Genomic DNA, 13248 nt, shown 5'->3' on the forward strand with positions numbered 1-13248 from the left:
CCTTAATTTTTTATCAAGTGTTACCACCTAAATATGAAAAAAATATACTTTGCTCTCCTGCTATCGATTATTTCATCCTTATTTACCAGCATTGTTTTTGCGCAATGTACTGGTATAACCGTAGGAAGTCTCACCAGTACTGGACCTTTTTCTGTGAGTACGCTTACAGAGGCAGACGGGATCCGTAATGGTCCTAATTATTTAGGAGCGACTATTTACTATCCTACAAACGTGACACCCACACAGCTTTTAGCAAGTATTGCAATCGTACCAGGTTTTACTGCACTTCCTTCAAGTGTTGCAGATTGGGGCCCGTTTTATGCTTCTCACGGTATTGTAACTATTATTATAGGAACGAATTCTCTTTTTGACCTTCCTGAAGCGCGCGCTTTTGCGCTGTTAGACGCTTTGGAGACTATCAAACAAGAAAATATAAGAGTTTCATCTCCTCTAGAAGGAGCTCTTAACTTAAATCAGTTGGCTGTTAGTGGATGGTCTATGGGTGGCGGCGGTGCCCAGAGAGCTGCCGTTCTAGACAACAACATCGCTGCTGTAGTCGCATTGTGCCCGTATTTAAATAGTCCTCAACTCAATCATCAGAGCCCTGTATTAATTTTTAGCGGGGAAAACGATACGGTAGCACCACCTTCGCAACATGCCGATATCCATTACAATACCACCCCAAATACAACCGATAAATTGCTCTTTGAAGTGGCAAACGGAAATCACTCTGTTGCCAACTCGCCTAATGGTGGAAGTGGTTCTGTGGGCAGGATAGCGCTTTCATGGCTTAAACTATACTTAGAAGGGAATGACTGTTATTGCCCTTTATTGACCAATACACTCTTAGTAAATCCACCAGCGGCATCAAAAGTAGATCAAGATTTTCAATGCACCTTATTAGGATTGGATCCTCAAGAATTGACAAGTGTGGTTTATCCTAATCCAACAACAAACGTACTGCATTTAGATATCGCTAAGGATGTTGATTACCAGCTTATTTCTACTCTAGGTCAAAAAGTTTTGGAAGGACATCTACAAGGTGGAAACAAACAAATCACAATTTCACCATTTCCAGCAGGCATGTATTATTTGTACATAGAAGGTCAAATTATAAAGATCATAAAACAACAATAAGAGGTTTAAATCAACTCCTTAGCAGGGTGGTCTAGTTCCTATAAAATAAAGGTCCTACTAATAAGGTAGATCTGTTTCTATGCTGCAAATAAACCTGATGTATTCTCTATGATAACATTTTAGGATACTTTGAATTGTTCCGCTTTCGCGAAAGCGGAACAGTATTCACACTAAAAACACTTAAAATTTCTCCTTTAGGGTTCATACATACAATTATAAAACACCTTTAAGCCATGAACTTAGCATTTAATTCTTCGACAATTTTTTCTATGTTTTTATTTCTAGCCACTTTATCTAAGATAGTTGCTGGCACTTGTCTCACCTCACAATCTTGAATAGAACAACGCTCGCAAGTCACTCCTACATGATGGTTTTTTATTTTAGGGTCTGTTAAAAAATGCAGTTTTCTTTCCAATTGCTTATTGATAAGCAACCCGATGCTGATACTCCTAAAATGATTTTCTTTAAAAGGATCTTTAGTTACAGAGGACATTACCAAATACTTGGGACCATCATTTTCATAGTTAGATATCTGTAAGTCAAATTCATGATTCTTTTCACTGTTACACATCTCTTTCAGTAACTTTAAAGATACCCACCGCCTGCAATAATGCTCATTAGTTTCATTAGCATGTGGCGAATGTTGATGCGACAAATGCAATTCTTTTTTAAGATAAAATTGATGGCTTCCTGCCTTGTGTGTAAATCTCAAGAAAAATAAATTTTGAATATTATAGGCTTTGGGTAAAATATTAGTCAACCGCTGATAAAAGGATTCTGGAGAGGCATTAAATGCTTGTATAGCATCTAAAAATAAGGATCTATCGAAAGTCTCTTTTTCAAAAATATCCTGAAGCTTGGCTTTTATTTTATCACTGGGAATAATCAAAGCTCCAGCAAAATAAGAAGCATAGAAATTATTTAAAACTTGGTCAAAAGAGTCAAATTTTATCCAAGGGAACGTGTACAAACGTTCCTGAATCTCTAGAAAATTATAGGCCAGTTCTTTTGCGTAAATAAAAGTACGTTGAGCTTCGTCTATTTCATTGGTAAGTAGTAGGGTTTTGGTTTTGGGAACAAATACAGACCTCAAATTGCCCAATGCTTTATATTTACTTAATTCATTGCCTTTTATACGGTATCCAAATTCTTCAATTAATATCTCTTCCAGATCTTTAGAAGTAATTTGTCCCTCTAAATCTATGTGATAGGCTCTAGCAAATTTTATAACACTTAGTTCTAAATCTTCAAAATAATTCTTATTTGCTTCTTGGAAAGAACGCACCGAAGCAAGGTAAAAACTCTCTCTACTGAAATTATAATGTTGGGCGATTTTAATAATGGTAGTAATAAAGGCATTGACTTTAGCAGGTGCATTTGCTACAATGTCTATCAAATTACTCTCTTTAATACCGAAAAGCTCTAAGGGTATTTCTTTAAGTATTTTAGACTGTAGTATCTCTCCTATAGGAGCTAAGTTCTTATCTAACTTTAAGGATACCATTTGATCATAAGGCACATCTAATTTTTCAGAGAGCATTGCAATCTTATCAGGTTTTGGATATTTTTTTCCGTTTTCAATTTCGTTTAAATAAGACTTTGATAAACCAGAAAGTTTAGATAAACCAAACAAGGATAAATTCTTGTCCGTCCGTATCTGCTTGAGCTTTAAGCCAAATATCAATTTAATATAATCTTCTTCCATAAGAACAAATATAAGATATTTTGCGAACTTTTATATTTTGCGAATTATATCTTTTAGCGAACGTTCGCTTGTTTTTATTAAATCTTTGTTTTACTATTGTATTATAAAATAAACACCTCATGGAAACCAGCACATTAAATTTAAGGAAACTCACGTATTCCAAAGACGTAGATAATTACTACCCAAAAATCCTATCAGACGAAGCCCTACAATTTTTAACCGTACTTCATGAAAAATTCAATACCCAGCGATTGGAATTACTACAAAGCCGGTTGGAACAACAAAAGAAGTTTGACAAAGGTTTATTTCCTGAATTCCCAAAGGAAACAAAAGCTATTAGAGAATCAGCCTGGACCGCTGGTGATATTCCTCACGATTTACAAGACAGGCGTGTAGAGATCACCGGTCCTGTAGATAGGAAAATGGTCATCAACGCCTTAAATTCTGGAGCCAAGACCTTTATGGCCGACCTAGAAGACAGCAACGCGCCTACTTGGAAAAACAGTATTCAAGGCCAACAAAACTTGATAGATGCCAATAAAGGAACCATCTCATTAGAAGATCCAAAACGAGGTAAATCTTACCAATTAAATAAGGCAACTGCTGTTCTTTTGGTAAGGCCTAGAGGATTGCATTTAAACGAAAAACATATTCTTATTAACGATGAAGAGACTTCTGGGAGCCTAGTGGATTTTGGCCTTTATGTATTTCACAATACAAGAATCCTAATGGCTAACAACACGGCACCCTATTTTTATCTTCCAAAATTAGAACACTATTTAGAAGCGCGTTGGTGGAATGCTGTTTTTACTTTTGCACAAGAGTATTTAGGTGTTCCAAAAGGAACTTTTAAAGCAACTGTACTTGTAGAAACCATTACAGCAAGTTTTCAATTGGACGAGATCATTTATGAATTGAAGGATCATATTGTTGGTTTGAATTGTGGTCGTTGGGATTATATTTTCTCTTACATCAAAAAATTTAGAAACCATCTTGATTTTGTGGTACCTAATCGTGATCAAGTGACCATGACGACACCGTTTATGGATGCATACTCAAAACTCGTTATACAGCGATGTCATAAGCGAGGAATCTTAGCCATAGGCGGTATGGCAGCTCAAATTCCTATTAGAAACAATCCAAAAGCTAATGCGGTAGCTATTGAAAAAGTGCGCAAAGACAAAGAGCGTGAAGTGAAAAACGGTCATGATGGAACTTGGGTAGCACATCCTGCTTTAGTGGAAGTAGCGCTTAAAGAGTTTAACCAACACATGCCTACTCCTAACCAATTACATATCACACGTGACGACCTGCATATAACCGAAGAAGATCTAGTGGAGGTACCTAAAGGTACTGTAACAGAAGCAGGAATCAGAAAAAACATCAATGTCGGTATCCTGTATATGGAAGCCTGGCTGAGAGGTTATGGTGCTGTAGCACTTTATAATTTGATGGAAGATGCTGCTACTGCCGAAATTTCAAGATCTCAGCTATGGCAGTGGTTGAAAAACCAAGTCACTCTAGAAGACGGAAGAACATTCCACATGGAATTGTATATGGAACTATTTGATGATGAAGTTGAAAAGGTTATTACCGAATTTGGGGAAGAAAACATTAAGAATACCAAATTCAAACTGGCTATAGAACTTTTTGACAAACTCGTTATTTCAGAAAAATTTGAAGAGTTCTTAACTCTTCCAGCCTATCGATACCTATAAAAAAAACAATCCTGCGATTGCGGCAACAATCAACAGGATCTAATTATTAATAATAAATAACCTAGTACAAAATTATGAAAAATTTACCACAGACCAATTACAGTTCTGCATTACAAACAGTCAGAAACCTTAAAGAAAAGTACGGAGCCTCTTGGAATACCATTCGTCCTGAAAGTGCCGCTCGATTAGTGATTCAAAATCGTTTTAAAACAGGATTGGATATCGCCACCTACACAGCAGGCATTATGAGAAAAGATATGGCAGCTTATGATGCTGATTTTACTCAATACACCCAATCGCTGGGTTGCTGGCATGGTTTTATTGCGCAACAAAAAATGATAGCGGTAAAAAAACATCACCAAACCACCAGTAAAAAGTACCTGTACCTTTCTGGTTGGATGGTAGCTGCATTGAGGTCAGAATTTGGACCGCTACCAGATCAGTCCATGCATGAAAAAACAGCTGTGCCGGCTTTGATCAAAGAAATTTATGATTTCTTACGTCAGGCAGATGCTATCGAGTTAAACGATTTGTTTAAAAGATTAGAAAGCGGTGAAGACGTACAAGATCAGATTGACAACTTTGAAACCCATATCGTTCCTATTATTGCAGACATTGACGCCGGTTTTGGTAATGAAGAAGCCACTTATTTGTTGACCAAAAAAATGATTGAAGCTGGCGCTTGTGCGATACAAATTGAAAATCAAGTTTCTGATGCAAAACAATGTGGACATCAAGATGGAAAAGTTACGGTACCACATGAAGACTTTATTGCTAAATTAAATGCGATCAGGTATGCTTTTTTAGAGCTTGGTGTTGAAGACGGTATTATTGTCGCACGAACAGATTCTGAAGGAGCTGGTCTTACTCAAAAATTACCTGTAAGCAAAGAACCTGGAGATATTGCTTCTCAGTATTTAGCCTTTTTAGAAGTAGAAGAAATAGGAATTGGCCAAGCTAAAGATGATGATGTTCTTCTTAAAAGAGATGGTAAATTAGTGCGACCTGTAAGATTAGCAAACGGATTGTACAAATTTAAAAACGGTTCCAATATCGACAGAGTGGTATTGGATGGTGTGACAAGTCTACAAAATGGAGCCGATTTATTATGGATAGAAACACCTACACCAAATGTGAAACAAATTGCTCATATGGTCAACAGAATCAAAAAGGAGGTGCCTCATGCTAAATTGGTATACAACAACTCCCCATCTTTTAACTGGACATTAAACTTCCGTAATCAAGCGTATGAAGAAATGCTTTCTGAAGGTGAAAATATGACCGCTTACGATAGAAATAATTTAATGGATGCACCATACGATGATTCTGAATTATGCTATCGTGCTGATCAGAAAATTAAAACCTTCCAAGCAGATGCCGCAAGAGAAGCTGGGGTTTTTCATCACTTAATTACTTTGCCTACCTATCATACTACGGCTCTTCATATGAACGACCTAACTAAAGGCTACTTTTCAGAAGAGGGCATGCTCGCTTATGTAAAAGGAGTTCAAAGACAAGAAATACGTAAAGGCGTTTCTTGTGTCAAGCACCAACGTATGGCAGGTTCTGATTTAGGAGACGATCACAAGAGTTTCTTTGCAGGAGAAAAAGCTCTAAAAGCTAGTGGTGAAAACAACACCTCAAAGCAATTTGAGACGCCTACTTCACATAAAAGTGTTCCAAAAAAATTAAGTGTGGTGGCTTAAATTCTATGTCATAATTGAATTGTATAAACACCGAATTAAAATGCGTTAGCTGGTAGAGCTAACGCATTTTTTTTATAAAAACCTGAAAATTTAATTTTTAAATGGTTTAAGCTAAAGATCTGATTAGAAAATTAGCATTCCTCTTTCCCAACAAAAACAATCTAAATTTGCAATATCAAATATCACAATCCAATTAAAAGTAAGAAAATGATCAGAAACTTAGTAAAACAGCACTGCTCACATAGCTGCTGCAACTAAAACTAGATTCTGAGACATGATAGCATAACTAATTGGCATCATAGACAAATAGTTGGTCAAAAAGCTTTTAGACTTTATGTTTACTAACTTTAAGGAAAATAAAAGGCTTTGAAAAAAAATTGGTTTTTTGTAATAGCTCCATTACCCAAAAGAATGGTGTCAGATGAAGTGAAAAACGTTACAAATGTTGGGTTTGTAAAAAACTTCTACGGGAGGAAATCAAATCTTACCAAATCATAAACGGTTCCATCGGTAGGGTCTGTTTCCAATTCCGAATGAATCAACCCATAAAAGCTATCGAAAATCTTGCGCATATCAGTTGCATGAAAATAAGTAATGGATCGATCTGATGAACAAAGTGAAAACATACCTTGATGTCTTTTTTTAAAACTTCAAAACTAATCTAACCGTGAAAAATCTGAAATATGTACGTGGCCAGAGGCTTAATTTACTACAAAAAACCTAAAATATCAACTGGTGAACGTACGTTTATTTAACCAGTATTTTATCAGTAAAGCTGCTTCCCTCAATTCTTGTATGAATAAGGTAAAGACCTACTGCAAAAGCAGAGACATCTATACTGTTGTCACCTACATTGAGATGCCCTGCTGAAATTATTTGACCGCTTATATTTGTAAAAGTATAAGAAGCTTCATTTTCTGTATAGACAGTAAGCAACGTACTCACTGGATTAGGATAAATATCAAATCGCACTTCATCAATACCTGCAATAGATAGCAAGGCACATTCTGCCTGGTTGTTAACAAATGTAGATGCAGCATCTATATTTGTCCAATTTGTTGTAGCATATGTTGCGTCATCTACTTCAATACACGTTAGACTTGGACATTGTGTCGTGTCTATTTGATTCATGTTTACGTTGTTGCCATTTCTTAGATTTAAATAAGCTAATGATGAGTTCTGGAAGCAATTAAATGCTATAAGGTTTACATGAAGTCTTAAATCAATTGCTGTGAGTAAATTATTATTTACAGTTACACTAGTCAAGTTTAAATTTGAATTTAAATTCAAAGCGGTAAGAGCATTTGTAGAAGCATCTAAAATTGATAAGCTAGTAAATGCTTCAATCCCCATAAGGTTTGCAATATTTTCATTCGACACATCTAAGCTTGTTATGTTGTCCACATTAGAAGTAAAAACATGATCATCGAGTGGTCCATAATCATAGCCTAAATCAATCAATGCCTGTTCAAAATCATCGTCTGGAACAAAAGTGGTTTCAGATACTGTGGTCGTTGCGGTATTTGTAATTATAGGCGCATTATAATCAAAATAGATACTCGCGGTATTTTCAAAAACATCGCCTAGTACTGAAGTGTTATTTGGCTTCATTTTATAGAGAACCCATCCGTTACTACCTGGCTCATCACTTGTGCTATCTGGTAAGTTGATGTTTAGAAATGTAAATTTTATCTCTGTATCATTTGTAACTGTAGTGGTATGTGGATGACTAGATGCAATAAGCTGTAACGTACTTAGGTCTAGATCAAAATCTATGTCATTGCTTACTAAAATATTAGTTGCAGCAGCAGATCCTGTGTTCTGAAATCTAATTCTATAGGTTAAATAATCTGGCACTTGTGCAAGGCTTATTTTATCTCCTTCAAAACAAGTAACATCATTGGGGTCATAAGCGTTAACAACAAGATCATTAAAAACGTGTAAATTATTTGTTGAAGTAGCATCCCCTGTTACCGGTGTAATTGCTGTTGTATAAGTCATTATATCACCACCTACGACAGGTGTGTTTATAATTTCTATTGGAGTATTAATGGTAAAGTAGGCATCAATATATCGGGTTTCAAATGGTGCAATGTTGCTGTAATTCCATGTTAACGTATTTGGTGTAACAGCTGGAGAAAAAGGAACACTAATACCACTACTTACGCCATCTGCATTATTAAAAGCTTCCTGCATATCATTATAATTTAAAACTACAGTACCAGAAAGCAGAGTAGACCCTATATTCTTATATTTAATTCTAATTCTGGTATCAAAACCGGGTTTTGAAGCCGTTACCGCATAAGACTCTACTTGTAAATCGTTTATTGTAGCATTTGTAGTGATGCAATAATCAACAACATTAGTATTCCCAGTGTTCGTATAAATAATGTTTTGAGATACAGGTGTTACGGTAAAATAGGAAGGAATTCCTTGAAGTTGTGTGGTCACATTTGAATCTAAAGAATAGGTAGCATAATTTTCTTGAAAAAGATAAGAGGTAAAACTATAATTAGCACCAGTAGTAACTACATGACCGTTAGTTGATACAATTTCTGTGGCATCACAAACAGCATTATTATCAGCATCAAAAAATGTAGTACCTGTAATACTGTTTACTAACGCGGTACAGTTTTCTACAAAATAGTTTCCTGTAGCATAGAGGTCTTGAAAATTTACATTTGCATAAGCGATATCATCAATACATATTCTTACGGGAGCTAGCCCGTTGCCATTAGTAGACAAAATATTTAAATTGGTAATAATCGTATTATTTCCATTTTTAAGGTTTACATCTGTTAAAAACCTCCCTACAATATTTACACTAACTAAGGCATTGTTGCTACTCAAATCTATATTGGGTGCCGAAACAAAATTTGCTGTAAATGTTGTTAAAGCATCAAAGTCTTCAATACCTGTAAAATCATTTACGTTTGGATCAAACCCCAATAAACTCATAATATTAAGCCGTGTAACACCGTTGATGTTTGCCGTAGGAACAAAATCATCTAAAGGACCAGAGTCATAACCTAAGTCTATTAAAATCTGTTCAAAACCATCATCTGGCACATAAGTCGATTGCGCATAACAAACAAAAAAACAATTTAAAAAAGCAATTAAGAGTAGTTTAAATTTCATGAGGATTTTATTTGATGAGTTGTAAACTTAATCTAAAGGAGCTGTGAATTAAATAGGTATTCCATCAACAGTAGATTTCACCTCATGAAAGCCTGCTTTGAATCTTTCAAATTTTTATTTACTATAAAAATTTAAGACCATTTAGAGATATCCCTTTTAAGAGAATAGACTCCAACTATATAAATATTTTAAACATGATGGATTAATTGTTAAAGTAAAAAGTCTGTACTGAATTAGGTAAAAATTCATTGCTAACTATCAAATAGTTGCTATGTGAAATTTTTCATTACTCACAATTAATTGTACGTAAATTTCCAACAACAGTTATTGCATAAAGGGTTTTTACTTTTTTGTATCGTCAGCTATCTTTTAAATTTCTAAATTGCTTTATGTAATAAAATAGTGCCCTTCCGATTGGTAGGCTACACAAGATATATAAATGGATAAAAAGTATCAAAATGAAATTGAAACTTTCTAGGATGAATCTAATAGAGATTAAAAGATCGTATGGCAGCTTAAAGAAACGATGGCTTTGCATTACGGATATTGGGATGAGCATACTCTAAACCATAGACAGGTATTATGGAATACCAATTATCAAATAGCAAAACATGCACAGATAAAAAAATCAGACTATATTCTTGATGTTGGTTGTGGTGTAGGCGGCACCAGTATTTTTCTAGCTAACCAAATAGGCTATAAAGCACATGGAATAACCTTATCTCCTACGCAAGTAGAACAAATAAAAGACTACAAAAAAGAACTGGATAAAAATAACAGAACCGAATTTTCACTTCCAAATTTTTGCAAAACAAATTTCTCGGATCATACATTTGATGTAGCATTTGCAATGGAAAGTGCCATGCATGCAGAGGTAAAAGAGGAATTACTAGAAAAGGTATTTAGATTTTTAAAGCCAGGTGGAAGATTACACATTGCAGATTACTTTCTAAGACACTCTAAAAATATAAAAGAAGTCTACTACTTAAAAAATGGGCAAAGTCTTGGGCTATAAATGATTTTATTTATGAAGACCAATATCTAAAAGACTTGAAAAAAATAGATTGCGAAAATGTGATGCTGGATGATCTTTATGATTATGTTCTCTTTTCCATAAAATTAATGAATCGTTCTTACTAGCTTGGGGTTTTGATTAGTCGTGTATCTCTTTTTTTTTGGGAGAAGAACTGCTGCACAAGTAGAGAATAGCAAATCTGGAATATATCAATACCAGTCTTTCAAGCAAGGTGTATGGCGCTATAAACATCTCATAGCTATGAATTCACCTGTTGAGAATGTTACTAGTTTTAAAGATTACATGAAAAATGGTATTCCTATAACACCTTATATCTATAAAGAGACCTTAAGCGATCGGTTTCCTATGATCTCTAAAAAGGGCATTTCTATGAGAAACCTATTAAAAAGAGTCCTGCATTTTTATCTAGAAACTAACATACGTGATAACAGCATATGGTTTTAATATTGCTGTTGTACCGCTTCCGCGAGAGCGATATTATTATCATCAAAGTGCCTCTAAAATTAGGACAAATTAATTTAAAGCACTTTACCTACTTGGATTACCAAAAGCCTACACCATTATCAATATTTGTAATTGCGGTTGCTTTCTCGTTATTTGATTTAGTAGCGTCATTAATTTCTTGGAGCACCTTCACAGCGTTTGCATTACTTATATTACCAGCCAAATTAAAAGGTTCTATATCGGTCGTATTCATACTAGTTAATTTTGCAATTTCCTCATGAAATTGTTGATCTGTTTGTTCTCCTGCATTATTTGCTAGCGCATCCCAATCTATATCCATGATCTTATTTTTTTAAACTATTTGCTATTTGAAGGAGTTGATCTATTGTCGTTCCAGACTCTGTTAAGAATTTTTCTAATCTTGCGTAGATATTAGAAACAGTTGCTAGAGATACTCCAGTTAGGTTTTCTATTGCTCTTAATACATTACTTTCAGATGCTTTAAGCTTTACAGCATTATCGATTAATCCTTGCAAAGCTGCTGTTGATACGGTATAAGTTGCATAATTAGCGTTGAGTTGTTTGATAATATTTTGCTGTTCAACATGTAAAATACCTTGGAGAAACTCTGGCATTTAGTTAATTAGCGGTATAATACTTGGTAAAATATTAGGAAGTTCTTTTTATAATCCAGGGGCTCTGGAAGTAATTTTTTATGGTTTTTAAGTAGATGTGGGATATATTGAAAGGTGATAAAATCATTATCGCGTTGCTCGCGCTATGCATAAAATTGATGCAAAGCATTTGCCGCTTTAATGACCTCTTTACTTAAAGTAGATGTAAATGCAGGTATAGATGCGCATGAAATTAATAGGAATAGCTACCAGCAAATAATCAACAGTTTATTAATGATTTTCATAATGAAATAATTTAAATTCTATAAAAGATGTAAGTAAAACCTTAATCTTATCAATGCTACCTTGTAAAACCGAAAATATGGTGTCTGATCAAAAACCCCCTATTAATGCCAAAACACTTTTATTAAAAAGATCAATACTTTAAGGATCCTTTACATATACATTTAAAATTTCTGACATGATCAGTCCAGCTATCACACCTAGAACAATTAGAGAAACATAATAAATAAAATTCACAGGAATTAAAGTAAACTTTTTTACTAAGTACTTACATTTTAAGCAAATAAAATAGAACTCCTAATCCAGAAACTGAAGCTAGATATTCTAAATTCCATAGCAAGCTAGCGCCACGGTTTACCTTGAAGAAATCTGTTGTATTATCTATGCAACAGATTATTTATAAACACAAGTGTTAATTTTTACATAGTAATCCTTAACTTTAAATTCAGTATTAAAATAACCAAATGAAAAAATTCGTTTTCTTTATTCTATTACTTTCTTTTTTCAATACCTATGGTCATCAAGATAAGTACTATGAATATTCTTACGATAACGTGACTGTGATGATTAAAACAGGTCATTATTTTGAAGAAGTTAATAATGTAAAAATATAGGTCAATATGCAGCTTTGCTATGTAAGAAGATGAATTATACTGATGAAGTTTCTTTATACTTTGGGCATGATGTTTCTCAAGTATTTAAAGGACAAAGTTTTGAATTTGCTTCTTACGGATTAGACTACCTAGTATTTGATCGTATAAATAATAGAATTGTTAAAGCAGTTGATCATAACCTAGAAAAGAAAATAGACAAAATTACCATCAAACAATTTAGTTATCATTTCACAGTTTCAGAAACATTAAATATTTTACTTTATAGCATCATAAATACTGAACAATTAAAATCATACACTTTAGTGGAAGATGTTATGGGTTTTTATGAAAATTATGATATTAAGTCTATTGCCCTATCAGCCTTACAAAAAATAAAAGTTGAACAGAATCCCACGGTAAATAAAATACTTAAAAAAAAGTTTACATAAAGCCAGTAGATGACATTCCAGATTACATGAAATACGATCTTGATATTTCCTATTACAGTCAACACAATAAATATGTGCTATATAGGGCGAATGATTTTCCACCTCACATGGTTATCGTTGAGTCTAACGAGATTATACATTTTTACGCTGGAAAAGGGGAAAACATGTATTATCCATATATCGGAGAGGTCAATTACAAAAACTTAATGATTAATATTGAACCACATGAATATATTGAAGGTGTAAAATTATCGCCATTTACAAGAGATACAATGCTTATCGAATTTATAGATGCTTTTGGAGTTCACAATGACTACAAATTTATTTTTCTTCTCAATGAAGGCAAATTAATTACTGATCTCATTCCTTTTTTAAACAGTCATAAAACTAAAGGAAAGTAATAAC

Annotated in this window: 13 protein-coding genes; 8 read left to right on the forward strand and 5 right to left on the reverse strand. The window is 34.1% G+C overall.

Annotated elements, in window-relative coordinates; all coding sequences use genetic code 11:
- Positions 1–33 precede the first annotated feature (33 nt).
- Complete coding sequence (locus tag F0365_RS13640; protein ID WP_169934204.1) at positions 34–1137, forward strand: T9SS type A sorting domain-containing protein; 1104 nt, start codon at positions 34–36, stop codon at positions 1135–1137.
- A gap of 226 nt (positions 1138–1363) precedes the next feature.
- On the opposite strand, the gene F0365_RS13645 is transcribed toward F0365_RS13640, so the two are convergent.
- Entirely contained in the window at positions 1364–2842 is a 1479-nt protein-coding gene (locus F0365_RS13645; protein ID WP_169934205.1) for a helix-turn-helix domain-containing protein, read from the reverse strand.
- Between the two features lie 119 nt (positions 2843–2961).
- Here F0365_RS13645 and aceB point away from each other — a divergent pair, with 119 nt between their 5' ends.
- Positions 2962–4560, forward strand: a complete 1599-nt coding sequence (aceB, locus tag F0365_RS13650) for a malate synthase A (RefSeq protein ID WP_169934206.1) — start codon at positions 2962–2964, stop codon at positions 4558–4560.
- Between the two features lie 74 nt (positions 4561–4634).
- Entirely contained in the window at positions 4635–6266 is a 1632-nt protein-coding gene (locus F0365_RS13655; protein ID WP_169934207.1) for an isocitrate lyase, read from the forward strand.
- A gap of 464 nt (positions 6267–6730) precedes the next feature.
- Here the strand turns inward: F0365_RS13655 and F0365_RS13660 are convergent, their stop codons facing one another.
- The gene (locus F0365_RS13660; protein ID WP_169934208.1) at positions 6731–6892 is read right to left on the reverse strand and encodes a hypothetical protein; all 162 of its coding nucleotides are present in this window, start codon (positions 6890–6892) and stop codon (positions 6731–6733) included.
- A 121-nt stretch (positions 6893–7013) separates the two neighbouring features.
- Entirely contained in the window at positions 7014–9404 is a 2391-nt protein-coding gene (locus tag F0365_RS13665) for a T9SS type A sorting domain-containing protein (RefSeq protein WP_169934209.1), read from the reverse strand.
- 526 nt (positions 9405–9930) lie between these two features.
- Between F0365_RS13665 and F0365_RS13670 the strand changes: the two genes are divergently transcribed.
- Together F0365_RS13670 and F0365_RS13675 are read left to right on the forward strand one after the other, a co-directional pair.
- On the forward strand, positions 9931–10419 hold the full coding sequence (locus F0365_RS13670; RefSeq protein ID WP_169934210.1) for an SAM-dependent methyltransferase: 489 nt from the start codon (positions 9931–9933) through the stop codon (positions 10417–10419).
- 261 nt (positions 10420–10680) lie between these two features.
- Positions 10681–10884: a hypothetical protein gene (locus F0365_RS13675; protein ID WP_169934211.1), complete on the forward strand. Its 204-nt coding sequence runs from the start codon at positions 10681–10683 to the stop codon at positions 10882–10884.
- Between the two features lie 97 nt (positions 10885–10981).
- Here F0365_RS13675 and F0365_RS13680 read toward each other — a convergent pair whose 3' ends face one another.
- Complete coding sequence (locus tag F0365_RS13680; protein WP_169934212.1) at positions 10982–11224, reverse strand: hypothetical protein; 243 nt, start codon at positions 11222–11224, stop codon at positions 10982–10984.
- Between the two features lie 4 nt (positions 11225–11228).
- Entirely contained in the window at positions 11229–11519 is a 291-nt protein-coding gene (locus F0365_RS13685) for a hypothetical protein (protein ID WP_169934213.1), read from the reverse strand.
- Between the two features lie 746 nt (positions 11520–12265).
- On the opposite strand from F0365_RS13685, the gene F0365_RS13690 reads away from it, so the two are divergent.
- The 3 genes from F0365_RS13690 to F0365_RS13700 are packed head-to-tail and all read left to right on the forward strand — an operon-like array spanning position 12266 to position 13244.
- On the forward strand, positions 12266–12415 hold the full coding sequence (locus F0365_RS13690; RefSeq protein ID WP_169934214.1) for a hypothetical protein: 150 nt from the start codon (positions 12266–12268) through the stop codon (positions 12413–12415).
- A 29-nt stretch (positions 12416–12444) separates the two neighbouring features.
- Positions 12445–12843: a hypothetical protein gene (locus F0365_RS13695; RefSeq protein ID WP_169934215.1), complete on the forward strand. Its 399-nt coding sequence runs from the start codon at positions 12445–12447 to the stop codon at positions 12841–12843.
- Positions 12844–12869: 26 nt separating this feature from the next.
- Complete coding sequence (locus F0365_RS13700; RefSeq protein ID WP_169934216.1) at positions 12870–13244, forward strand: hypothetical protein; 375 nt, start codon at positions 12870–12872, stop codon at positions 13242–13244.
- The last annotated feature ends 4 nt before the right edge of the window (positions 13245–13248 follow it).

It is taken from the genome of Nonlabens sp. Ci31 (genome assembly GCF_012974865.1).
Lineage (GTDB): Bacteria > Bacteroidota > Bacteroidia > Flavobacteriales > Flavobacteriaceae > Nonlabens.

Bases quoted from the DNA above. Each gene is read 5' to 3' on its own strand.
- F0365_RS13640 (WP_169934204.1), top strand. From the start codon at position 34: ATGAAAAAAATATACTTTGCTCTCCTGCTATCGATTATTTCATCCTTA.
- F0365_RS13645 (WP_169934205.1), bottom strand. From the start codon at position 2,842: ATGGAAGAAGATTATATTAAATTGATATTTGGCTTAAAGCTCAAGCAG.
- aceB (WP_169934206.1), top strand. From the start codon at position 2,962: ATGGAAACCAGCACATTAAATTTAAGGAAACTCACGTATTCCAAAGAC.
- F0365_RS13655 (WP_169934207.1), top strand. From the start codon at position 4,635: ATGAAAAATTTACCACAGACCAATTACAGTTCTGCATTACAAACAGTC.
- F0365_RS13660 (WP_169934208.1), bottom strand. From the start codon at position 6,892: ATGTTTTCACTTTGTTCATCAGATCGATCCATTACTTATTTTCATGCA.
- F0365_RS13665 (WP_169934209.1), bottom strand. From the start codon at position 9,404: ATGAAATTTAAACTACTCTTAATTGCTTTTTTAAATTGTTTTTTTGTT.
- F0365_RS13670 (WP_169934210.1), top strand. From the start codon at position 9,931: ATGGCTTTGCATTACGGATATTGGGATGAGCATACTCTAAACCATAGA.
- F0365_RS13675 (WP_169934211.1), top strand. From the start codon at position 10,681: ATGAATTCACCTGTTGAGAATGTTACTAGTTTTAAAGATTACATGAAA.
- F0365_RS13680 (WP_169934212.1), bottom strand. From the start codon at position 11,224: ATGGATATAGATTGGGATGCGCTAGCAAATAATGCAGGAGAACAAACA.
- F0365_RS13685 (WP_169934213.1), bottom strand. From the start codon at position 11,519: ATGCCAGAGTTTCTCCAAGGTATTTTACATGTTGAACAGCAAAATATT.
- F0365_RS13690 (WP_169934214.1), top strand. From the start codon at position 12,266: ATGAAAAAATTCGTTTTCTTTATTCTATTACTTTCTTTTTTCAATACC.
- F0365_RS13695 (WP_169934215.1), top strand. From the start codon at position 12,445: ATGAATTATACTGATGAAGTTTCTTTATACTTTGGGCATGATGTTTCT.
- F0365_RS13700 (WP_169934216.1), top strand. From the start codon at position 12,870: ATGAAATACGATCTTGATATTTCCTATTACAGTCAACACAATAAATAT.